The organism is Streptomyces sp. ST2-7A, assembly GCF_021390475.1.
In the GTDB taxonomy this organism is placed as follows: Bacteria; Actinomycetota; Actinomycetes; order Streptomycetales; family Streptomycetaceae; genus Streptomyces.
The window spans coordinates 20,939-41,963 of record NZ_JAJUWS010000048.1; the positions used below are offsets into that span (position 1 = coordinate 20,939).

At 69.7% G+C, this 21,025-nt stretch carries 19 protein-coding genes, 1 tRNA gene and 1 other RNA gene; 11 read left to right on the forward strand and 10 right to left on the reverse strand.

What is annotated here, in order from left to right; translation table 11 throughout:
* Positions 1-23 precede the first annotated feature (23 nt).
* The 5 genes from LZF96_RS22875 to ffs all read right to left on the reverse strand — a co-directional run bounded on the left by LZF96_RS22875 (position 24) and on the right by ffs (position 4,315).
* Entirely contained in the window at positions 24-746 is a 723-nt protein-coding gene (locus LZF96_RS22875; RefSeq protein ID WP_233876085.1) for a DUF5063 domain-containing protein, read from the reverse strand.
* A complete protein-coding gene (recR, locus tag LZF96_RS22880; protein WP_233876088.1) occupies positions 739-1,338 on the reverse strand; it encodes a recombination mediator RecR in 600 nt (199 codons plus the stop codon). Before recR ends, LZF96_RS22875 begins: the two co-directional genes overlap by 8 nt.
* Before the next feature lie 78 nt (positions 1,339-1,416).
* Positions 1,417-1,758, reverse strand: a complete 342-nt coding sequence (locus tag LZF96_RS22885; protein WP_233876090.1) for a YbaB/EbfC family nucleoid-associated protein — start codon at positions 1,756-1,758, stop codon at positions 1,417-1,419.
* 97 nt (positions 1,759-1,855) lie between these two features.
* Positions 1,856-4,024, reverse strand: coding sequence for a DNA polymerase III subunit gamma and tau (locus LZF96_RS22890; RefSeq protein WP_233876092.1), 2,169 nt, complete (start codon positions 4,022-4,024; stop codon positions 1,856-1,858).
* Between the two features lie 196 nt (positions 4,025-4,220).
* Positions 4,221-4,315: signal recognition particle sRNA small type (ffs, locus tag LZF96_RS22895), an RNA gene on the reverse strand.
* Between the two features lie 174 nt (positions 4,316-4,489).
* On the opposite strand from ffs, the gene LZF96_RS22900 reads away from it, so the two are divergent.
* Positions 4,490-4,574, forward strand: a tRNA-Ser gene (locus tag LZF96_RS22900).
* 754 nt (positions 4,575-5,328) lie between these two features.
* On the opposite strand, the gene LZF96_RS22905 is transcribed toward LZF96_RS22900, so the two are convergent.
* Positions 5,329-5,520 carry a hypothetical protein gene (locus LZF96_RS22905; RefSeq protein ID WP_233876095.1) on the reverse strand — a complete coding sequence of 64 codons (192 nt, stop codon included), beginning with the start codon at positions 5,518-5,520 and terminating at the stop codon, positions 5,329-5,331.
* 587 nt (positions 5,521-6,107) lie between these two features.
* On the opposite strand from LZF96_RS22905, the gene LZF96_RS22910 reads away from it, so the two are divergent.
* From LZF96_RS22910 to LZF96_RS22935, 6 genes are all read left to right on the forward strand, one after another.
* Positions 6,108-6,323, forward strand: coding sequence for a type II toxin-antitoxin system VapB family antitoxin (locus LZF96_RS22910; protein WP_233876097.1), 216 nt, complete (start codon positions 6,108-6,110; stop codon positions 6,321-6,323).
* Positions 6,320-6,742 carry a PIN domain nuclease gene (locus LZF96_RS22915; protein WP_233876099.1) on the forward strand — a complete coding sequence of 141 codons (423 nt, stop codon included), beginning with the start codon at positions 6,320-6,322 and terminating at the stop codon, positions 6,740-6,742. The genes LZF96_RS22910 and LZF96_RS22915 overlap by 4 nt, the downstream gene beginning before the upstream one ends.
* A 429-nt stretch (positions 6,743-7,171) precedes the next feature.
* Entirely contained in the window at positions 7,172-7,771 is a 600-nt protein-coding gene (locus tag LZF96_RS22920; protein ID WP_233876101.1) for a DNA methyltransferase, read from the forward strand.
* 47 nt (positions 7,772-7,818) lie between these two features.
* Positions 7,819-9,071, forward strand: a protein-coding gene (locus LZF96_RS22925) for an IS3 family transposase (RefSeq protein WP_233876103.1) whose coding sequence is annotated in 2 segments (ribosomal slippage) — positions 7,819-8,101 and positions 8,101-9,071 — 1,254 coding nt in all. Because the reading frame shifts where the segments join, the coding sequence is not laid out codon by codon here.
* Between the two features lie 53 nt (positions 9,072-9,124).
* Complete coding sequence (locus LZF96_RS22930) at positions 9,125-9,430, forward strand: hypothetical protein (protein ID WP_233876106.1); 306 nt, start codon at positions 9,125-9,127, stop codon at positions 9,428-9,430.
* A gap of 84 nt (positions 9,431-9,514) precedes the next feature.
* The gene (locus LZF96_RS22935; protein ID WP_233876108.1) at positions 9,515-12,184 is read left to right on the forward strand and encodes a valine--tRNA ligase; all 2,670 of its coding nucleotides are present in this window, start codon (positions 9,515-9,517) and stop codon (positions 12,182-12,184) included.
* 79 nt (positions 12,185-12,263) lie between these two features.
* On the opposite strand, the gene LZF96_RS22940 is transcribed toward LZF96_RS22935, so the two are convergent.
* From LZF96_RS22940 to LZF96_RS22955, 4 genes are all read right to left on the reverse strand, one after another.
* A complete protein-coding gene (locus tag LZF96_RS22940) occupies positions 12,264-13,190 on the reverse strand; it encodes a glycosyltransferase (protein WP_233876111.1) in 927 nt (308 codons plus the stop codon).
* Positions 13,187-13,945: a trans-aconitate 2-methyltransferase gene (locus LZF96_RS22945; RefSeq protein ID WP_233876113.1), complete on the reverse strand. Its 759-nt coding sequence runs from the start codon at positions 13,943-13,945 to the stop codon at positions 13,187-13,189. The genes LZF96_RS22940 and LZF96_RS22945 overlap by 4 nt, the downstream gene beginning before the upstream one ends.
* Positions 13,946-15,007, reverse strand: a complete 1,062-nt coding sequence (locus tag LZF96_RS22950) for a hypothetical protein (protein ID WP_233876115.1) — start codon at positions 15,005-15,007, stop codon at positions 13,946-13,948.
* A 547-nt stretch (positions 15,008-15,554) separates the two neighbouring features.
* A complete protein-coding gene (locus LZF96_RS22955) occupies positions 15,555-17,969 on the reverse strand; it encodes a WYL domain-containing protein (RefSeq protein WP_233876118.1) in 2,415 nt (804 codons plus the stop codon).
* A gap of 732 nt (positions 17,970-18,701) precedes the next feature.
* Here LZF96_RS22955 and LZF96_RS22960 point away from each other — a divergent pair.
* The 4 genes from LZF96_RS22960 to LZF96_RS22975 all read left to right on the forward strand — a co-directional run bounded on the left by LZF96_RS22960 (position 18,702) and on the right by LZF96_RS22975 (position 20,970).
* Complete coding sequence (locus LZF96_RS22960) at positions 18,702-18,884, forward strand: hypothetical protein (RefSeq protein ID WP_233876120.1); 183 nt, start codon at positions 18,702-18,704, stop codon at positions 18,882-18,884.
* A 352-nt stretch (positions 18,885-19,236) separates the two neighbouring features.
* Complete coding sequence (locus LZF96_RS22965) at positions 19,237-19,884, forward strand: hypothetical protein (protein ID WP_233876122.1); 648 nt, start codon at positions 19,237-19,239, stop codon at positions 19,882-19,884.
* 1 nt (position 19,885) lies between these two features.
* Positions 19,886-20,317 (forward strand): phage holin family protein, encoded by a 432-nt coding sequence (locus tag LZF96_RS22970; RefSeq protein WP_233876124.1) that lies wholly within the window; start codon positions 19,886-19,888, stop codon positions 20,315-20,317.
* Positions 20,293-20,970: a DUF3618 domain-containing protein gene (locus LZF96_RS22975; protein WP_233876126.1), complete on the forward strand. Its 678-nt coding sequence runs from the start codon at positions 20,293-20,295 to the stop codon at positions 20,968-20,970. The genes LZF96_RS22970 and LZF96_RS22975 overlap by 25 nt, the downstream gene beginning before the upstream one ends.
* The last annotated feature ends 55 nt before the right edge of the window (positions 20,971-21,025 follow it).

A 21,025-nucleotide genomic window follows, 5' to 3' on the forward strand; every position in this document is an offset into this window, starting at 1 on the left:
CAACGCCCGGGCGAGGTGGGTTCTCAGCCCGGGGGCGGCTCCAGCCCCAGCGGAACCGCGATCTCGGCGGCCATCACCCGACCGGCCTGGCGCTCCAGGTTCTCGTCCTCGACATCGCTGTCGATGTCGAGTCCGTCGAGGTCGGCCAGCGGGGTGTCCAGTCGGACGTGGGCGACCAGGGACTGCAGGGCGCGCAGGGCGGCACCTGCGGTGGGGCCCCAGTTGGAGAGGTAGGAGAACTGCCACCACCACAGCGCCTCCCCCACCCGTCCCTCGCGGTAGTGGGCCATGCCGTGGCGCAGGTCGGTGACGATGTCGGCGAAGTCGTCGGAGATGCGGCAGGGCACCGGGGCACTGCGCGGCACGTACGGGTCGAAGACCTCGGAGTAGACGTCGACCGGGGCGAGGAGTTCGGCGAGGCGCTCGCGCAGCTCGTCCATGTCGGGCTCGGGTCCGGTGTCCGGCTCGTAGCGCTCCTCGGGCACGATGTCCTCGTGCGCCCCGAGGCGCCCACCGGCGAGCAGGATCTGGGAGATCTGGAGCAGCAGGTGGGGCACCGCGCTATCGGGGTCGTCGCCCCTGGCGATCTCGGAGACGGCGACGATGAAGCTCTCGATATGGTCGGAGATCTGCACCGCGAAGGTATCGGGTCCGTCCAGGACGGCGGAACCGGCGGGGGGCACCGGTGCGGTGTCTCCCCGGGGTTCGGTCTCGTCGGCGGTCCTGGTCATCGTCCCGTCAGACATCGAGCAATCGCCTCCCCTCGAAGGCACGCCCCAGCGTGACTTCGTCGGCATATTCCAAGTCTCCCCCGACCGGCAGTCCACTGGCCAGCCGGGTGACGCGAAGTCCCATGGATCCGACCATCCGCGCCAGGTAGGTGGCGGTGGCCTCCCCCTCGAGGTTGGGGTCGGTGGCCAGGATGAGTTCGGTCACCGACCCGTCCGCGAGGCGGGCGAGGAGTTCGCGGATCCGCAGATCATCGGGGCCCACACCGTCGATGGGGCTGATCGCCCCGCCCAGGACGTGGTAGCGGCCCCGGAACTCCCGCGTGCGTTCGATCGCCACCACGTCCTTGGGCTCCTCGACGACGCAGATCACCGAGGGGTCGCGGCGCGGGTCACGACAGACCCGGCACCGCTCGTCCTCGGCGACATTCCCGCAGACCGCGCAGAAGCGCACCTTCTCCTTGACCTCGGACAGTGCCCGGGCGAGCCGGCGCACGTCGGCGGGGTCGGCCTGCAGGATGTGGAAGGCGATCCGCTGGGCGCTCTTCGGACCGACGCCGGGCAGCCTGCCCAGTTCGTCGATGAGGTCCTGAACCACGCCTTCGTACACGGCATGCCTTCCTATGTCGTTGACCGTGAGGCTAGTTGGGGAACGGGGCACCGGCCGGCAGCCGGCCCGGCGCGTCGCTCAGAACGGCAGCCCCGGCAGTCCGCCCCCGCCACCCAGGCCCTCGGCCAGCGGTCCGAGCTTGCGCTCGGCCAGTTGGCGGGCGCTCTCGTTGGCGTCTCGCACGGCGGCGAGCACCAGGTCGGCGAGAGTCTCGGTGTCCTCGGGGTCGACCGCGCCGGGGGCGATGACCAGACCGGTCAGCTCACCGGACCCGGTGACGCTCGCCGTGACCAGACCGCCACCCGCGGAGCCCTCCACGATGGTCTCGGCGAGTTCCTCCTGGGCACGGGCGAGGTCCTGCTGCATCTTCTGGGCCTGCTGCAGCAACTGCTGCATGTCGGCTCCACCACCGGGAAACACGGCTGAACCTCCTGGCTCGGCGTCGTACGTACCCCTTGAGCCTACGGCGTTCGGGCTCCCGCCACCCCGGGGAGAGCGGAGGAACCGGTGACATGGCTCATTCGTGGTCGATCTGCTCGATGATCGTCGCTCCCAAACCCTCGATGATCAGCTCGGGACCGGAGAGGGCCTTCTCGTCGAGGTCGGGGTCGTCGTCGGCCGGAACGTCGTCCTCGATCGCCACCGGGGGGGCCTGCCGCACGACCACGGGGGCCGGGGTCGCCGCCGGGGGCCCGGCGGTCCCCCCGCCGCCGGCGGGGGGACCGCCGCCCGACGGCGGGGAAGCCGGCCCGTCGGCGGGGAAGGGCACGGTCGGTGGGGGCGCCGGAGCGGGGGGCGGAGGCGAGAAGGCGGGCGGCGGAGCGCCCGGCCCCGGGCCACCGTGACGGGGCACGGCCCCGCCCGGAGGCCGGTCACCGGAGCCGGCGATCTCGGTCTCGATCCGCCACCGCACGTTGAGGGTGTCGGCGAGAGTCTGGCGCAGGACCTCCTCGCTACCGCTGTTGACGAAGCTGTCGCGGGCGCCGGCGCTACCGAAGGCGAGCCGCAGGGTGTTGCCGTCGAAGCCGGTGACCTCGGCGTTCTGGCTGAGGAGGATCCAGCTGAAGCGACGACGGCCCTTGACCGCGTCCAGGACCCGGGGCCACATCTGTCGCACCCGGGAGGGGTCGCCGACACCGGCCGTCGACCCCGCCGGGGGCGGAGCGGCGGCGGGCGACGGAGCCACCGGCGGAGGACTCGCGGGGCGGGCGGCTGCGTCCGATCCACCGCCGGAGGCACCCGCGGGCCACGCGCCGGGACGCCCGGCGCCCGAGCCGCCGCCGGCGGCGGTGGGCCAGGCCCCGGGGCGTGCGGAACCGGCGGGCGGGGCCTGCTCGGACACCGGGGGCGGGGTGGGGGCGGAAGCGCTCGGCGGCACCGGGTCGGCCGGGGCCCGGGGAGCGGGCGCCGGTGCCGATGTCTGTGGAGTGGGGGCGGACGTCGGTGCCGGCGGAGCGGAGGGGTGCGGCGCGGGCGGCGGGGCGACCGGGAGCGGCGGAGGAACAGCGGGGGCGGCGGCGAACGTCGCGGCCCCCGACTCCAACCGCTCCAGCCGACTGAGCAGGGCGCTCTCGTCCCCGTAGGCGGCGGGCAGGAGTACCCGGGCGCAGATCAACTCCAACTGCAGGCGGGGCGAGGTGGCGCCGCGCATCTCTCCCAGACCGGTGTTGACCAGATCGGCGGCGCGGCTGAGCCGGGCCAGCCCCAGCGAGGACGACTGGGCGGTCATCCGCTCCAGGACATCGACCGGTACGTCGAACAGACCCTTCTCGGCGGCGTCCGGGACGGCGGAGAGGATCACCAGGTCGCGCAGGCGCTCCAGCAGGTCGGCGACGAAACGGCGGGGGTCGTGACCGCCCTCGACCACACGATCGACGACCTCGAAGGCCGTCGAACCGTCGGAGGCCGCGAAGGCCTCCACGATCGAGTCGAGCAGGGCGGCGTCGGTGTAGCCGAGGAGAGCGGTCGCCATCGGGTAGGTGACGCCCTCCTCGCCGGAGCCGGCGAGCAGTTGGTCCATCACCGACATCGAGTCGCGCACCGAGCCGGCGCCGGCCCGTACCACCAGCGGCAGCACGGCGGGGTCGACGGGGATGGCCTCCGACTCGCACACCTCGGCGAGGTAGTCGCGCAGGGTGCCGGGCGGGACCAGCCGGAAGGGGTAGTGGTGGGTGCGCGAGCGGATGGTCCCGATGACCTTCTCCGGCTCGGTGGTGGCGAAGATGAACTTCAGGTGCTCCGGCGGCTCCTCGACGACCTTGAGCAGGGCGTTGAAGCCCGCCGGGGTCACCATGTGCGCCTCGTCGATGATGTAGATCTTCCAACGACTGGAAGCCGGGCCGAAGAAGGCCTTCTCCCGCAGCTCACGGGCGTCGTCCACACCGCCGTGCGAAGCGGCGTCGATCTCGATGACGTCGATCGAGCCGGGACCGTTGCGCGCCAGGTCGAGGCAGGAACGGCACTCCCCGCAGGGGGTGGGGGTGGGGCCCTGTTCGCAGTTCAGGCAACGGGCCAGGATGCGGGCACTGGTCGTCTTGCCGCAGCCGCGGGGGCCACTGAAGAGATAGGCGTGGTTGACCCGGTTGTTCCGCAGGGCCTGCTGCAGCGGGGCGGTCACGTGCTCCTGCCCGATGACCTCGGCGAAGGTCTCGGGGCGGTAGCGGCGGTACAGCGCTAGGGACGACACGACTCCGACGATATCGGTCCGCACCGACACCGGGCTCCGCCCGGGGACGGGCACACGGGCGATCCACGGCCGTCGTCCGCGCCACCCCTCGGCCGGGCAGGGCGACCGGGGTCCGGGGTCCGGGGCAAGACGACCGGGGCAAGACGACCGGGTCGAGGACGGGGAAGCCGGAGGAGCAGGGGCGTCGCCGGGGAACGACAGGGCCCCCCACGCACCCACCAGAGCCAACCTACCCTTGCTGCCTTCCGGCCCTGGGGGAGTTCAGTTGGATAGCGCCGCGTGAGGGGCTGCGCCCAGCCTACCCGATCACCCGGGCCGTTCCGTCCCGCCCCGGACGGCAGGTCGCGGCGCCGTCGGTCCGGTCTCCCCGGGCGTACGCCGGGGGGCGCAGGGGTGAGCCCGGCGGCTCACCCCCCTCGGGGCCGGATTCGCAAGCACACCCCCGGGTTGTGTATCGTGCTTCGCGGAGGATTCGCCTAGAGGCCTAGGGCGCACGCTTGGAAAGCGTGTTGGGTTCACACCCTCACGAGTTCGAATCTCGTATCCTCCGCTCCAGCCTCACCGGGCTGAACGTAGGGCCCCACCGCTCCGGCGGTGGGGCCCTACGTCGTCCGTGGGTGCAGTCGCGGTCGCCTGCCTGGCCGACGGCTGGCCCGCATCGGTACCGGAGCCGTGGTCAGACCCGTCGGATCAAGACCATCTCACCGCCATCAACTGTCACAAGAGGCCATCAGGGTGAGCGGGTGGCCGACTGCAAGGTGACGAGGGTGCGGGACGGGGCGCCCGCCTACGCGGTCGAGGTCGAGCCGAACCGCAAGACCGGCCGGCGCGGAATCCGGTGAGTGGCTGGCCCTTCCCCGTTCTGGTCTGTACCGCTCCAGCGCCCCGCGGCGCTTCCGCGGTCGGAGGCCGAACCGTCCGTGTGCGCCCTGCCGCTGACCTTGCTGCCGTTCGTGGACACCCCCAGCCCGCGAGGAATCGGGGCCCAGACGTTCAAGGTGGGGGGTGCACCGTCCTGGGCGCAGGATCCCGAGTACTACAGGTGCGCGGGCGGAGCGGACTTGGTGTATGTCTGCCAGATGCCCGAGGACATTGGAATTCGCCGTCCACCCCGGCCAGCCAGAACAGCCCTACAGCGCAGGGGCCGACGCCTACGGGCTTTCCTGGGCAACGAGGTCTGCCTGCCGGCCTGCCCGGCCCGCTGCGATCCGGCGGCCATCTGGCCGGCACACCAGCACTGACCATCCTTGGAGTCACCGGCCCTGCTCTCGGTTACAGCACCTGTAAGCCCTGCTGCCTCTTGGTCAATCCGTATCCACGTCTCGGCCGGGTAGCGAGCCAGCCTCTGCCCCATCCCGCAACGTCCGCCTCATCTCGCGCCACGCAGAAATCACACCGGCGAAGCTCAGCAGCAGCTCCCGGACCTGTGACAGCAGATACCTCACCACAGTCAAGGCGATGACGATGACCGTCGACACGGGGAGAATCCAGCGCACCCGACAGCTCCTCTCAGGCCGAGCCAGAACGGCAGCGCGGAACAACCGGACACCGTCCACACTCCCGGACCGGAAGACCGAAGTCAGCGGCTGCAGGGACACATTTTGTGATCTTGGTCCGGTGTCAGAGGGCTCCGCAGGGCCGGGCCCGGGAACCCGCCACCGTCAACGCTCCCGCAGCGGGAGTCCAGTGTCTGTACCGTGAGAGGTACATTCTTTGATCTTGAGTGGCGGCCTGAAGCATCACCTCGTTACCGGTCAGGCCCTCCAGTGGTGCCGTTATCGCGGTAGTCCGTGTTCGGGCTCAGCGCCCTCCGAGCGGCTTCGTGGACACGTGATCCGACTCCGCCCACAGGTCCCCTGCGGCCTTACGTTCCCCCGCGCAGGCCTGGGGCGCCAAGGCGGTCCGGGGAGCAAGGTCACCCGTGCGGCGAAGGCCCCGGCCGCCGCCGGGCTGAGCGCCTTGGCCACCTGGCTGCTCACCGCCCGACGCTGCCGGACGCCCCGGGCCCCGATCGGTTCGGCAGCGCCGTGGAGACCGGCGAGATATACTTGATGCCATCTTTGATATCTATGGAGGTACACAGATGAGCCGGACCGTGATCGATCTCGATGACGAACTCGTGGCAGATGTGGCCAAGGCCCTCGGCACCAGCACGAAGAAGGAAACCGTCAACACCGCCCTGCGCGAGGTACTGGAGAACCGACGGAGAGCACTCGCACTCACCCGGCTGCGGGCCGCCGCCGCCGAGGGCGCCTTCGACCTGGACCTCTTCGAGGACAAGGGGAACTACCGCCGGTGAACGCCGCCCAGTTCCTGATCGACACCAGCGCCCTCGCCCGGTTCCTGCGCAGCGACGCCGAGCAGCACGGGTGGGACCAGGCTGCCGCCGCCGGGCTGATCGCCACGTGCCCGATCACCGAGCTTGAGTTCTTCTACAGCGCACGTTCCGCCGAAGATCGCGCACAAGGCATCGAAGACATGCGGATGATCTTCAGCTGGGTTCCGGTTGACGATCGCGCCTACACGCGCGCCTGGCAGGTGCAAGAAGCCCTCACCCGGCGTGGGCAGCATCGCAGCGCGGGGGCCGTCGACCTCGTCGTGGCTGCGACGGCCGAACTCCAGGGACTCACGCTGCTGCACCGTGACCGGGACTTCGACTGCGTCGCCGCCGTCACCGGCCAGGCACTCCAGTGGTACGGGCCCGACCCGGGCAAGTAGGCGGGCACGTGGTTGCAGTTCTGGTTGCATTCACCGGCGTTCAACGCTGTTCGGAAGCACTCCTGCCAGCGACTACGCCGCAGGCCAGGACGGGCACGAACCCGGTCGGACGGCCGGACGCAGAATTGGAAAGCGTGTTGGGTTCACACCCTCACGAGTTCGAATCTCGTATCCTCCGCCGTTGCTCTCACCGGGCAATACGTCGAAGGCCCCCGCAGCTCGCTGCGGGGGCCTTCGACGTTGGTGGTCTCAGTTTTGGTCTCAGTTGGCCTCGCGCCCGGATAGTGGACCCGCCCATCACGGTGGCCACCCGGGAGGAACGGGCGAGGCAGGTACGTAGCAGCAGGTCAGTGTCGAGGTTCTCCGTCGTCTTCACGGGGACTCCGTCAAGATGGACAACGTCATCTCCACACCGCAAGGGATCGCCGCATGGCCTCGAACTCGACGCCCCGACACCAGGGCCGTCTCGAACTGACCTGGACCGACAAGGACAAGACGCTCTTGTCGACCGGGGACGGCAAGTACGACTACACCTTCGTCGATCCGACGGGCTATCGGGTCTCCGAGGTTCGTCTCCTCCACGAGATCGAACGGGTCGAGGCGCCGACGCCGGACAATCGGCCGGAGGAACTGCCACAGCCGACCACCGACAACCTCCTGATCACCGGCGACGCGATGCACGCCCTGGATGCGCTCGCCAAGATCCCGACGTACTCCGAGAAGTACGCCGGGAAGGTCAAGCTGGTCTACATCGACCCGCCCTTCAACACCGGCCAGGCGTTCACCCAGTACGAGGACAACATCACGCACTCGATCTGGCTCACGCTCCTCCGGGACCGGATCCGGCAGATCAGGCTGTTGCTCGCGAAAGATGCGTCTGTGTGGGTACACCTCGACCACATGGAGTCGCACCGATGCCGCGTCGTCCTCGACGAGGAGCTCGGGGAGAACAACTTCGTCGCTGAGGTCGCCTGGCAGAAGGCGGACTCGCCACGGAACGACACCAGGCTGCTGTCGACCTCGCAGTGAACCGTTCCGGGTTCGGTAGAGGCTCGATTCCGTGAAAGGGTTTAGTCATGGCACGCCCCTCCTCCTATCCCGTTGAGCTGCGCAAACGAGCGGTCCGTATGGTCGCCGAGGTCCGTGGTGACCATCCGAACGAGTCGGCCGCGCTGCGGGCGGTCGCCCAGAAGCCGGGCATCGGTTCGGCCGAGACCCTGCGGAACCGGGTGAAGCGCGATGAGGTCGACTCCGGGAAGCGTCCGGGGGCGACCACGGAAGAGGCCGCGCAGATCAAGGCGGTGAAGAAGGAGATCGCCGAGCTGAGGCGGGCGAACGACATCCTGAAGGCGGCGGCGTCTTTCTTCGCGGCCGAGCTCGACCGGCCACACACACGCTCGTAGCGTTCATCGACGAGCACCGGGCCCGCTTCGGCGGTGTCGAGCCGATCTGCCGCGTGCTCACCGAGCACGATTGCAAGATCGCCCCCTCCACCTGTTACGCCCACCGCAAGCGACTCCGGGCCCCGTCCGCCCGCACTGTCCGCGACGCCGAGCCGAAGCCGCTCATCCAGCAGATCTTCGAGGTCAACCACCGTGTCCACGGGGCCAGGAAGGTCTGGCGCGAGCTGCACCGCCAAGGCCACATCGTGGCCCGGTGCACCGTCGAACGCCTCATGCGCGAGCTCGGCGTCACCGGTGCCGTCCGCGGAAAGAAGATCATCACGACAATCCCGGACAGTTCCGTCGAGCGGGCACCGGACCCGCTGGACCGCAACTTCGTCGCGCCGGCCCCGAACCGCTGCCGGGTCGCGGACTTCACCCACATCAGCACTTGGTCGGGAGTGGTCTGCGTCGCTTTCGTCGTGGACACCTTCTCCCGCAGGATCGTCGGCTGGTCCGCCGCCCTGTCGAAGGAGACCGGGCTCGTCCCGGACGCCCCGGACACGGCCCTGTGGCAACGCGGCCGAGACGAACATCCGTACCGGGCGGGCAAGTTGATACATCACTCCGATGCCGGGTCGCAATATACGAGTTTCCGGCTCGCCGAGCACCTGGACGCCGCCGGCATTGCGGCCTCGATCGGCTCGGTCGGCGACGCCTACGACAACGCCCTCACGGAGTCCACGATCGGCTTGTTCAAGACCGAGCTGATCAAGCCCGGACGGCCCTGGCGAACCCTTTCCCGGGTCGAACTCGCCACCGCCGAGCGGATCGACCGGTACTGCCACCACCGACTTCACGGTGAAATAGGGCACACCCCACCCATCGAATACGAAACCAACTACTACCGCGCAACCCCGAAACCCCAGGTCACAACCACAATCTGAAGTCTCTACCGAACCCGGAACGGTTCAGCCTGGCCCGGCCCAAAGTGCTGGTCATGTACACACCTGGAGGCGGTGGTCGCGTCTTCGACGTAAAGGCCGTCGAGACCGTCAAGCAGGACGTTCCATGTACCTGGGCCACCTCCCCTGACACCGTTCAGATCACACGCGCAAGGGAAGCCGCAGAGCAGGTTGAGTACCCCTGGACGGTCTTCTTCCTCTCCGAGGTGGGTGCCATCGAGACGGTCGCTCCCGTAATCCAGCAGGGACGTTATGTGACCATCAGCGACGTCCGGAAGGCCATGGCGTCCGGCAAGCTCTTGGTGCTGCCGCTCGACAAGGCATTCCCCCTGCGGAAGTAAATCCCTGAGCGAGAGCGGCCATCCCCCGGCCACCGGTGAAAAGCCATGCGAGACCAGCCGGGGCACGCCCTTAGAATGACCGTCGTGACCGACAACACTCAGCAGCAGACAGCGCCCACCACCGAACTGCCGACCCAGTACGCGCCGGCCGAGGTAGAGGGGCCGCTGTACGAGCGTTGGGTAGAGCGCGGGTACTTCGAGGCGGACGCGAAGAGCGAGAAGCCCGCGTACACGATCGTCATCCCGCCTCCGAACGTCACCGGCTCGCTCCACCTGGGCCACGCCTTCGAGCACACGCTGATCGACGCCCTCACCCGCCGCAAGCGCATGCAGGGCTTCGAGACGCTGTGGCAGCCCGGCATGGACCACGCAGGTATCGCCACCCAGAACGTCGTCGAGCGCGAGCTCGCCAAGGAGGGCAAGTCCCGCCACGACCTGGGCCGCGAAGCCTTCGTCGAGCGCGTGTGGGAGTGGAAGGCCGAGTCCGGCGGGCAGATCGCCGGCCAGATGCAGCGCCTCGGTGAGGGGCTGGCGTGGAGCCGGGACCGCTTCACCATGGACGAGGGGCTGTCTCGGGCCGTCCAGACCGTCTTCAAGAAGATGTTCGACGACGGACTGATCTACCGCGCCGAGCGCATCATCAACTGGTGCCCCCGCTGTCTGACGGCCATCTCCGACATCGAGGTCGACTACCAGGACGACGACGGCGAGCTCGTCTCCATGAAGTACGGCGAAGGTGACGACACCATCGTCGTCGCCACGACCCGCGCGGAGACGATGCTCGGTGACACGGCCGTCGCCGTCCACCCCGAGGACGAGCGCTACGCCCACCTGATCGGCAAGCAGATCAAGCTGCCGCTGACCGACCGAACCATCCCGGTCGTCGCCGACACCCACGTCGACCCGGAGTTCGGCACCGGCGCCGTCAAGGTGACCCCGGCGCACGACCCGAACGACTTCGCCATCGGCCAGCGCCACAACCTCGAATCCATCGAGGTCCTCGACGAGCGCGGCATCATCACCGTCCACGGCCCCTTCCAGGGCCTGGACCGCTTCGAGGCACGCTCCGCGATCGTCGCCGCCCTGCGCGCCGACGGCCGGATCGTCGCCGAGAAGCGCCCTTACGTCCACTCCGTCGGCCACTGCTCGCGCTGCAAGACGACGCTGGAACCCCGCCTTTCCCTCCAGTGGTGGGTCAAGGTCGAGACGCTGGCCAAGGCCGCCGGCGACGCGGTCCGCGACGGCCGGGTCGACATCCACCCGGCCGACATGTCGCAGCGCTACTTCGACTGGGTCGACAACCTCAACGACTGGTGCATCTCGCGCCAGCTGTGGTGGGGCCACCGCATCCCCGTCTGGCACGGCCCGAACGGCGAACTGGTCTGCGTCGGCCCTGACGAGGAGCCGCCCACGGGCGAGGGGTGGACGCAGGACACCGATGTCCTCGACACGTGGTTCTCGTCCGGCCTGTGGCCGTTCTCCACGCTCGGCTGGCCGGAGCAGACGCCGGACCTGGAGAAGTTCTACCCGAACTCTGTCCTGGTCACCGGCTACGACCTGATGTTCTTCTGGGTCGCCCGGATGATGATGTTCGGCCTCTACGCGATGGACGGCCAGCCGCCGTTCCACACGATCGCGTTCCACGGCATGGTCCGCGACGAGTTCGGCAAGAAAATGTCGAAGTCGTTCGGGAACACGGTCAACCCGCTGGACTGGATGGACAAGTACGGCTCCGACGCCCTGCGCTTCACCCTGGCCAAGGGTGCCAACCCGGGCGTCGACGTCCCGATCGGCGAGGACTGGGTCCAGGCGTCCCGGAACTTCGCCAACAAGATCTGGAACGCCACCCGCTTCGCGATGATGAACGGTGCGACGGTGGAGGGCCCGCTGCCGGACGCCTCCGAGATGTCGGCGACGGACCGCTGGATCCTCTCGCGGCTGAACAAGGTCGTCGCCCAGACGGACGCCTACTACGACGACTACCAGTTCGCCAAGCTCGCCGATGCCCTGTACCACTTCGCGTGGGACGAGGTCTTCGACTGGTACGTCGAGCTGTCGAAGACGACGTTCTTCGCGGGCGGCGAGCAGGCCAAGGTCTCGGCACGCGTCCTGGGCGAGGTCCTCGACGTCACCCTGCGGCTGCTGCACCCGATCGTCCCGTTCGTCACCGACACCCTGTGGACCACGCTGACGGGCCAGGAGTCGGTCGTCATCGCTGACTGGCCGAAGGTCTCGGGCTTCCGCGACGATGCCGCCGAGCGCGAGATCGAGCTGGTCCAGCAGGTCGTCACCGAGGTCCGTCGCTTCCGCTCGGACCAGGGCCTCCAGCCCGGCCAGAAGGTGCCGGCCCGTCTGGAGCTGGCCGGCACCGCGCTCGCCCCGCACGAGGCCGCCATCCGCCAACTGCTGCGCCTCCAGCCAGAGGGCGACGGGTTCACCGCCAGCGCGACCCTGCCCGTCGTGGGTGCCACGGCTACGGCGTACGGCGCCACGGTAGTGACCGGCGGCACCGCAGCGTCCGTCTCGCTCGACCTGTCCGGCACCATCGACGTCGCCGCCGAGCGCAAGCGCCTCGCCAAGGACCTGGCTGCCGCCGAGAAGGAGAAGGCCCGGGCCGAGGGCAAGCTCGGCAACGAAGCGTTCCTGGCGAAGGCTCCAGACAACGTCGTGGACAAGATCAAGGGCCGGCTCGCCAAGGCCGACGAGGACATCGCCCGCATCCAGGCCCAGCTGGACAAGCTGCCGCAGCAGTAGGCGCCTGGAGAATGCCCGAAGGGGCCCAGACCAGACGGTCTGGGCCCCTTCGGGTTCTCTTCGGCCTCCAGCACCAGCCCTACGGAATCCCCAGCGCCTCGTACGGGCTCGACAGAGAGAACCCGCGCTGCTGCACGACGATCTGGGCCTGATGGACATCGAACTGCGCCATGTACAGAAGGTCGTCGAGGCGGGTCGGCTTCTGCTCCAGCACGTCGAGGGCGATCTCGGCAGCGCTGTCGTTTCGCTCCAGCCGGTCCCGGAAGAAGTCGAGACTCTTCTCCACGACGAGGCGAGTCATGTCGAGTTCCGAGACCTCCGCATCGGACACTCGGTCGACTCGCGAGTGCACGCGGTACTCGTAGAACGGGCCGGCGACGCAGTGGATGTTGTTGGCCGCCCCTCGCCTGAACCGGCTGGCCAGCAGGTTGACGGCGAAGGCCCAGTCTCCCCACTCGAGCACCCTCGGGTCGTACAGGCCGCATTCGAGGGCCTCGGTCCGCCGGCAGACGATCGACGTCGGCACGTGGTGCTTGCGCACCACGAGGTCCTCGCGACACGGATACGAGGAGATGGTGAAGCCCTCGAAGGCACCGAACATCCACGACATCGTGTGGACGAACGCGGTGTCCGGGTCGGACGCGAGGATCGCCACCGCCCTGTCCGGGTATGACCCTGCCGCCAGAAGGAACGGCTCGGTGGCCAAGCGGTCATCGGCATCCACCTGCATCACGTACTCCAGCCGCGCGGCTGCCAGGCCGGCGTTCCTGGCCGCGTGATGCCCCTGGCGCGCTTCGAGGCGGACGACACGTACGCCGGGCAGCTCTACGCAGGTGCCGATGGACTTACGGGTCGTTTCGTCGTCCGATCCGTCGTCCACGATCACCACCTCGTACGGATGCCGAAGCGGCTGCTCGATGACCGACTCCACGGCCTCGACGAGGTAGTCGCCCGCGTTGTGGCAGGGGATGACGAAGCTGATGCCTCCATGGCCCGTGATCGTCACGAGGCTTCCCGTCCCTTCATGGTCACGGCGACGGCCGAAACGCGGCACCTGCGCACGGCGGTGACGGTCGCGCGAGTCGCTTCGAAGTAGGTGCGCTGCGTGCGCGTGTCCTGCTCGGCGTGGTCGTCCCAGGCCACGGTGGTGTCCCAGCCCTCGTAGATCCGCTCCAGCGCGTGGCTGAGGGTCTCCAGCGTGTACCGGGCCTCTCCCTCGATGTGGATCTGACCGCCATGGGCGTCCGTCCGGGAAATCCCGGCGAAGACCTCCAAGTAGTGCATGTTGACCGATCGGGAGCTCTGCACAGCCCGGGTGAGAACAGCTTCGACATCGTGCTGAGACAGGTAGTGGAGCACGTCCTTGGCGACGAGCAGCCCGAAGTCCTCCTCGACCACGTACTGCTCGATGAGGGACTCCACCACCGTGACGCGCTCCGCCAGGTCCTCGTGCGGCGAGAGCCGCCGGAACAGCGGCTCGGCCGGGGCCTGGTCCACCGCGACAACGCTGAAGCCAGCCTCTGCCAGGGCGATGGTGTAGGCCCCGGCACCGTATCCGAGGTCCAGAGCGCGCCTCGGAATGTCGGCAGGGAGGGAAGTCAGCAGGCTGCGGAACCGCGCCGAGACGGGTGCACGCAGCTCCTCGCCGGTGTTTCGGCCGTTCCGTAACGCGTCCGCGTAGAAGGCGTGGAGGGACGCCCTCGAGTGCTGTACAGGCAAAGGGCACCACCTGAGACTGGAGGGATGAGCGAGGGGAGGCATCTAGGAGTCGGCGATCACGACGGGCCGGCCGGGCGTGAGAAGGGAGGCCGCCAGCGCTTCGGTGACCTGCATCGGCAGCACGTGCGTGGCGAGCGAGCTCCTGTTCTCGGTGCCCCGCAGCCAGTTCTCCATGAGCTGCCGGTTGCTGTCGCTGTGGAATAGCCCGTCGAACGTCCTGACCGACGTGTACTGCTCTTCCGGCAGCAGGGAGGCGTTCGCCCTCGTGGTCAGCCGGGCGAAGGCGTCAATCCGGTCCGCGTTCTGCCCGCGGGGTACGTCGTAGCAGTGGACATGCGCGGAGTAGAGGGTCGACAGCTGTGCTTCGAGGTCGACGCTCGAGGTACGGCCGTTCTTGTTGTAGACGTCGTCCGGGAGGTCACGCCAGCTGCGGATGGACGGCGTCGTCTGCTCGAAGGACAGCGTCCCGACGGTCAGGGTGCGCTCCGACTCGACCTCGACCAGGCGGAACGTGGCGGTGATGTCCGTCTCGCCGAAGGCGTTCTCCAGGATGGCGGAGTGCGGCCAGCGAGGGTGTCCGTCCTCGAACCGGCTGGCGGCCGACTTCGGGATCCGGAGATGCTGGTCGACGGGGGAGGCTCCGAAGGAGCTGACTTCGAGCCGGAAGCGGCGGTCGGGGAACACGAGCTTGTTGAGGGACAGGCACTGCACGGCGAGGTCCACGTAGTGGTAAGCGCCGTGCATCATCATCCCGTAGCCGTACCGGTAAGGATGGTCGTCCCGCGTCTCGTACTCGTGCTGGAGGTTCCACACTCCGCCGGCGGCTCGCAGGTGGAACGAGGTGACGGGGGCCTGCCAGTCCCGCACCCGCTCTTCGAGCGAGCGCAGCACCTCCCCGTTGTGGATGCGGTGGTACCGGCTCAGCGTCATCACTGAATGCTTGGCACCGGTACGACCGGCCTGAGCGATGAGCTCCCGCATGACCTCGGTGATGCGGGACGGCGCGAACCGGCCATCCACCAAGGGCGCTAGTACGGGCTTCTCCACGAGGGAATCGGTGCCATTCTCGACGCAGTAGCGCAGGTACGCTTCGTGCGACTGCACCTCAGTCGCTATGTACACCTTCGTCGGCAGCTCGGGCAGGCGGAGGCGCCGTAATGCGGCTCCGATCAGCTCCGGCTGCTTCTGCTGCGCGGTCGCGCCACGGCCCGACTCCGGTGGTACGGGCCCGACCCGGGCAAGTAGGAGGCGGGTGGTCGCAGTTCTGGTCGCGTTCACCGGCGTGCAGCACCTTTCGGAAACCCTCCCGCCGGCGAACCCACCGCAGGTCAGGGCGCCCCCGTACCCTGCCGGACCCCCTGACGCGGAGTTGGAAAGCGTGTTGGGTTCGCACCCTCACGAGCTCGAATCCCGTATCCTCCGCAGCCGCCTCACCGGGCATGATGTCGAGGGCCCCGACCGCGCGAGCGGTCGGCGCCCTCGACGTGGGGTGCACGGTGGGGCCGCGGCCATTCACGCGCGGGGCCGGGACGGACCGATAGAAGGTACGCGGGGGTCGTACCCTCCCGCCTTCGAGCCCGCCCGCTCCAGCCCGCCCGACAGAACACATGAGGACCCGCCCCTGCCCTGATCTCATCGCCCCGACCCATCGTCACGGCCGGATCTCCCGGATACGGGAGAGGGCGAAGACCCGGTCGCTCTCCCGCAGGTGGCACCAGGCGTAGAGGTGGGGCGGGTCGAGTTCCAGCTCACTGATGGTGCGTATGGTGACGGCTCCGGAGGCCGCCCGATAGGTGATGGTGATCGGCTCGTCCTCATCGACGGCGTGAGCGAGCCGGCGACACTCGTCGGGGGAGAGCCCGGGGGCGCAACCGACCACCAGCCTCTCCGAGGGCGTGAGGTCGTGTGGTTCGGGGTCCGCCTGCTCGGGATCGGACAACAACGCGGCCGCCAGCCTCCGCAGCTCCGATGGGTCAACGGGTTTTCCGACCGGGCCTCGCCGGGCCCCGGCAAGGTGCGTCGGTCGGACGGCTCGCGCCGCCGAGGGCCGCTCGACCCGCAACTCCCCCGCGGCCGTTTCCCCCATGGGCGCGTACCCCTCGGCACGCAGCGCCGCCAGCACATCGTTGGGTGCGGTCGTCGCGACCAGCACGGTGGGGGCCACGCGACGCAGACCCAGCCGGGCCAGCCGTCGGTGTGCTTCGATCTCCGCCACCAGTCCGGCGTCCCTGCCCTGAATGACGCACAGTGCCGAGATCACCCGCAGATGTCCGTGGCGGCGGGCGGTGTCGGTGATCAGATAGGTCAGGGGCTGCGGCAGCGGCCGGTCCGTGAGCGCGGCGAGGTCCGACTCGATCTCCTCGGGGCGGTGTCCGGCGTCCAGCGCGCGACGGATGGAGGAACCGCTGAACCGCCACAAGGAGGCCGCGCCCCGGGCCTCCCGGTCGGCCATCGAGTCGAGAAGCGCCTTCAATCGGCCGGAGGGTGTGCCCAGCACGACCGCGGTGAGGTCGGAGCCGAAACGCGCGGTGTCGGTGGCCGGTGGCAGCAACTGTCGTGCCCGTCGCGTCAACTCCTCGGCGTCCTCGGCATGCGAGTCCGTCAGCGCCTCGCCGAGCGGGGAGAGTGCCCCGCGGACCAGCACGCCGAGCAGGCCGGCCTCCCGGATCGGGGCCGCGAACGGCGTTCCCTCCCGGGCCTCCTGCGGAGTGGCGTCCGAGAACGGGCGGTGCCAGACGATCAGGGGCCCCAGGGTCTGCGGTCGGGCCGCGCCGTGGCCGGCGGGCAGGGACTCCAGCGCGGCGAGGAGGCCCCGGCGTGCCTGTACGCAGCCCGGGTGGTCCTCCTTCCCGGTCAGCGCGGGGAGTGGTCTGCCGTCCCCGTCCCGGGAGGTGGTGGGGGTCGCGGGCAGGTCCCACCAGGCCCGGATCAGATCGGCCACCTGTTCGGCCGGGGCCTTTCCCGTCCACGCGTCGTACGCGGTGGTCACCGTGAAGCCGTTGTCGTCCCGGGCCAGCAGTCCGGCGGCGTCGGCGCACTCCAGCACCAACCGTGTCATCGACTCGTCGCAATCCGCCGCCTTGCCGATCCGGCTCAGCTCCCGGACGCCCACTCCGCCCGTCCGCAGGCAGGTGGGCGGTCGGAGCGCGCACTCCCCCAGGACGGAGATGGCCCGGGTCACGAGATCACCGGCTGCCGCGGCGGTCTCCCGGGCGATCTCCTCCCCGGTCACCGGCGTCACCGTCGGCATCGGTGGCACCGGGTCGAAGGGGGGCCTCCAGTGGGGGCCGCGCAGGGCATGGGCGACCTCGGCCGGCATCCTCGGTTCCCGGTATCCGTGGAGGTCCTGGATGAGCAGTCCCCGCTCCACCGCCCACCGGACGGGGTCCGAGGTCCCCGCTCGCCGAACGCCGGGGGCGAAGGGGGCGCGCGAAACGGACTCGCCCCCACCGAACGCCGCGTACCGCTCCAGCAGTTCCCGGACCTTCGCGGGAGCCCCGGCGATCACGGCCCGGAGTCGCTCCGGCGAGGCGTGGTGGTCGAGCAGCGCGTCGAGACGTCGCTGCTTGGTGGGGGGTGGCTTGAGGCCGAGTCGGGAGAGGACGATCCGCAACTGTTCCGAGGCCACGCCTTCCAGTAGTTCCGCCAGCGGACGGTCCAGGCCCAGCGGCGCCTCCCAGCGATCCCGCAGCCCCGACACCATGCGCAGCCGTCCGGATTCGTCCGGCCAGACCAGCGCGTGGTCCGCCAGGCGGGCCAGGATGTCGTCCATCCCGATCCCGTCGCTCTCCCGGTCGGCCGAGATCGGCGGTTTCCCGGGCTCGAACGGTGTGTTCCGATCCCCGAGGGCGGCGAGTGTTTCCGCCACCTGGAGGCAGGGCAGCGGTAGCCGCCCCATCGCCGTGATCACCGAGCCGGGCCGCTGGAGACGGGCCGCCAACTCGCCCATGGAACGGGGGACGGGCGGGACGGCGACATCCGGACGGCGGAGCAGCAGTCGGTGCAACTGCTCCTCGTCCAGGGTGAGCAGCCACGTCGTCAGCGGTGAACGAGAGAGTGTCGGCATCGGAGTCATCCGCCTGTGTTCGTACCCGTAGTGTCCGGTGAGCCGCCCCGAGCAGCCCGAGGGCGACTGTAGTGCGCGGCGGAGCGGGATTCGGTGATCACTCCGAGGATCCTCCCGTCGGGCGGGTGGGGCGGGCGGTGATCCGCGAGGGCGGGGACCATCACGGAGTCGTTCGAGCCGGACGCCCGGATGGGATCGAACACCTCCTCGCCGCTCCCCTCCCGGGCGGGGCGATAGATCCACTCCGATCGCCGGACCGGCAGATCATGAGGGTCCGCACGGAGGTCTGGATGCCGTGGTCACGCCGACCTCGGACCGCGGTGACCGGTTGGAGGCGCGGTTGGGCGAGTGTCCGCGTGGTGCCCGTGCCTGCGCGATCGCCCTGATCCGGCGGCGTGGGGGGATTGGTGGTGGGATGCGAGGTGCGCTGGTTCACCGGCGCGGAGTGCGGCGAACGGGGTGTGCACGGGGCGATCTCCCGCGCCTACCGGTTCGGCATCCGATGGACTCCGGGTGCCGGGTAACGCCCACGGGGCGGTATCCGGTCCCCGGCGCCCCGGGCTACCGGCCGGTGGGTGTCGGTCCGGGGCGGCGGGGAGGAGCACCGAACGGGACCGGTGACGGCGCGGGTTGTTTCCCGGTGGGCGTGAACGGGCCCGCACGGGGCATCTGTTCGCCACGGTGAGCGCCCGTCCGTCCCGGTACGGGGGCCGTGAGAAACAGGAGAGACACATGCTCGCATTCATAGCCGCCGTGCTGTTCGGCATCGCCTTCATCATCCATGCCACCGGCACGGCCACCGAGGCGATCTTCAGCCCCACCGGTCTGATGCTCCTGGGGTTGACGCTGGTGGCCCTGCACATGGGCGGGGTGGGGGTCGGCCGCACCTCTTGGGGGAGCCGCCGCAGACGCTGACCGATACGACGGACCGATCCGGGTCCCGGGTGGGGGTGCTCCATGTGGAGCGCCCCCACCCGGGGCCCGGCCGCGTTCCGACCGGATGTCGACTTCGAGGGGATGGGGACGATACGGATTATCCGGGCCCCGGGCGCTCCAACCAGGAGAAATCCCATCTTGCCAGAATATTCCGATTGATAGCGGTTTTGTCGGGGGCTTTTCGGTCACACGTTCGTTACGGGGTCGAAGAGGCCCCCTCACCGAGACCGCCGGGACACCGGAAGTGGTCGTCCCCATGGTGTGCCGAGAAGTACGCACGTGCCACCGGGGAGCGCGACCCACCACCGGTATCCCCGAACGGGAGGGACCCATGAGCGGTGAATCGACGGACGCCACCGGACGTGCGCGCGTCGTCGGGCAGGAGGCCGGGGAAGAGGCCTCGGCCACGGCCCGCGTCGCCGGTCAGGCGGCGGAGAGCACGATGGAGACAGCCGGTCGCGAAGCCGGCGCGGTGATGGAGGAAGCCCGGCACCAGGCCGACACTGCGGTCCGGGAACTCCGGACCCGGGTGTCGGAAGAGGCCGGCGAACAAACCCGGCGCGCCGCCGGAACGCTCCGGCGCTGGGCCGATGACCTGGCCGAGATGGCGGAGCACGGACCCGACGACTCCCCCGCCCGGACGATGGTGGCGCAGAGCGCGCGGCGCGGACACCGGGCCGCCGAGTACCTGGACCACAGCGGGGTGGACGGGCTCCTGAACGACCTGCGCCGGTTCGCACGTCGCCGACCCGGCGCCTTCCTCGCGAGTGCCGCTCTGACCGGCCTGGTCGTCGGCCGACTGGCCAGGGCGAGCAGGGAGGACGGTTCCTCCGACACGTCCGGGCACCCGACTCACCCACCGGCCCTGGACAGCGGCCCGGCCCCCGCCCCCACGGGTACCCCGCCCGGCGTACCGGCCGGGGGAGATCTTCCCGGGCCGGTGACCCGGCCCGGGTACCCCGGCCACCCGGAGGCGTGAGATGTCATCCGTTTCGCCGGAATCACGCGGATCGAACGAGGTCGAACCGCCCGAGGAGGAGGCCTCGGTGGGCGAATTGCTCGCCGCGGTGACCTCGGACGTGCAGACGTTGTTCCGCCAGGAGATCGAGTTGGCCAAGACGGAGGTGCGGGAGGAGGCCGTCAAGGCGGGCAAGGCCGCCGGCATGTTCGGCGGCGCGGGGTTCGCCGGCTGGATGGTGGCGATCTTCCTCTCCCTGGCCGCCGTCCTGGGATTGGCCAACGTGATGGACGCCGGTTGGGCGGCCCTGATCGTGACCGTCGTGTGGGCGGTGATCGGCGGCGTGCTGTTCATGGTGGGCCGCTCCCGTATGCGGGAGGTGTCCCCCAAGCCGGAGAGGACCCTGGAGACGCTGAAGGAGGACGCACAATGGGCACGTCACCCGACCGGATGAAGGATGACATCGATGTCACCCGGGAGCGCCTGGCCGAGAACGTGGACCGCTTGGCGGACCGAACCAGCCCCAAGGCGGCGGTCCGCCGTCGGGGCCGGCGGGTGCGGGGAGCCGTGCACGATCTGCGGGACCGCGTGATGGGCACCGCCTCGGACTCCGCCGACACCGCCAGGGACCGCGGCCATCGCGCCGCCGACTCGGTGCGGGGAGGCGCGGAGCACACCGCGGAGGAGGTCCAGAAGGTGGTGGGGCAGGCCGGTGAGGCTCTGGAGCAGGCTCCCGAGGCCGCTGTTCGACACACCCGCGGCAACCCGTTGGCCGCCGGGGTGATCGCCTTCGGGGCGGGACTGCTCGTCTCCTCACTGCTGCCGCCCTCCCGGGCCGAGCAGCGGATGGTCTCGGAGGTCTCCGAGCGGGCCGACGACATGATCGAACCGGTTCGGCAAGCCGCCATGGAGTCCGCCCAACGGTTGAAGGATGAGGCCGGGGAGGTGGGCCGCCAGGCCGGTGAGGAGTTGAAGGAGAGCGCCGGTGACGCGGCCGGAACGGTCCGGGAGGAGGCCCGTGGCCAGGCCGGTCACGTCACCGACCGGGCACGGGATTCCGCCCGACAGGTGTCGGACGAGGCTCGCGGGCAATCCGACTCCATGTGATTCCCCGGAGCGGACCGACGGGGTTCCGCCACCACCGAGCCGATGCGTTCGGGGA

Excerpts from the sequence above, each read along its gene's own strand:
- LZF96_RS22920 (WP_233876101.1), top strand. The coding sequence starts at position 7,172 with ATGGCCTCGAACTCGACGCCCCGACACCAGGGCCGTCTCGAACTGACC.
- LZF96_RS22960 (WP_233876120.1), top strand. The coding sequence starts at position 18,702 with ATGCTCGCATTCATAGCCGCCGTGCTGTTCGGCATCGCCTTCATCATC.
- LZF96_RS22965 (WP_233876122.1), top strand. The coding sequence starts at position 19,237 with ATGAGCGGTGAATCGACGGACGCCACCGGACGTGCGCGCGTCGTCGGG.
- LZF96_RS22970 (WP_233876124.1), top strand. The coding sequence starts at position 19,886 with ATGTCATCCGTTTCGCCGGAATCACGCGGATCGAACGAGGTCGAACCG.
- LZF96_RS22875 (WP_233876085.1), bottom strand. The coding sequence starts at position 746 with ATGTCTGACGGGACGATGACCAGGACCGCCGACGAGACCGAACCCCGG.
- LZF96_RS22955 (WP_233876118.1), bottom strand. The coding sequence starts at position 17,969 with ATGCCGACACTCTCTCGTTCACCGCTGACGACGTGGCTGCTCACCCTG.
- LZF96_RS22945 (WP_233876113.1), bottom strand. The coding sequence starts at position 13,945 with ATGCCTCCCCTCGCTCATCCCTCCAGTCTCAGGTGGTGCCCTTTGCCT.
- LZF96_RS22975 (WP_233876126.1), top strand. The coding sequence starts at position 20,293 with ATGGGCACGTCACCCGACCGGATGAAGGATGACATCGATGTCACCCGG.
- LZF96_RS22930 (WP_233876106.1), top strand. The coding sequence starts at position 9,125 with ATGTACACACCTGGAGGCGGTGGTCGCGTCTTCGACGTAAAGGCCGTC.
- LZF96_RS22910 (WP_233876097.1), top strand. The coding sequence starts at position 6,108 with ATGAGCCGGACCGTGATCGATCTCGATGACGAACTCGTGGCAGATGTG.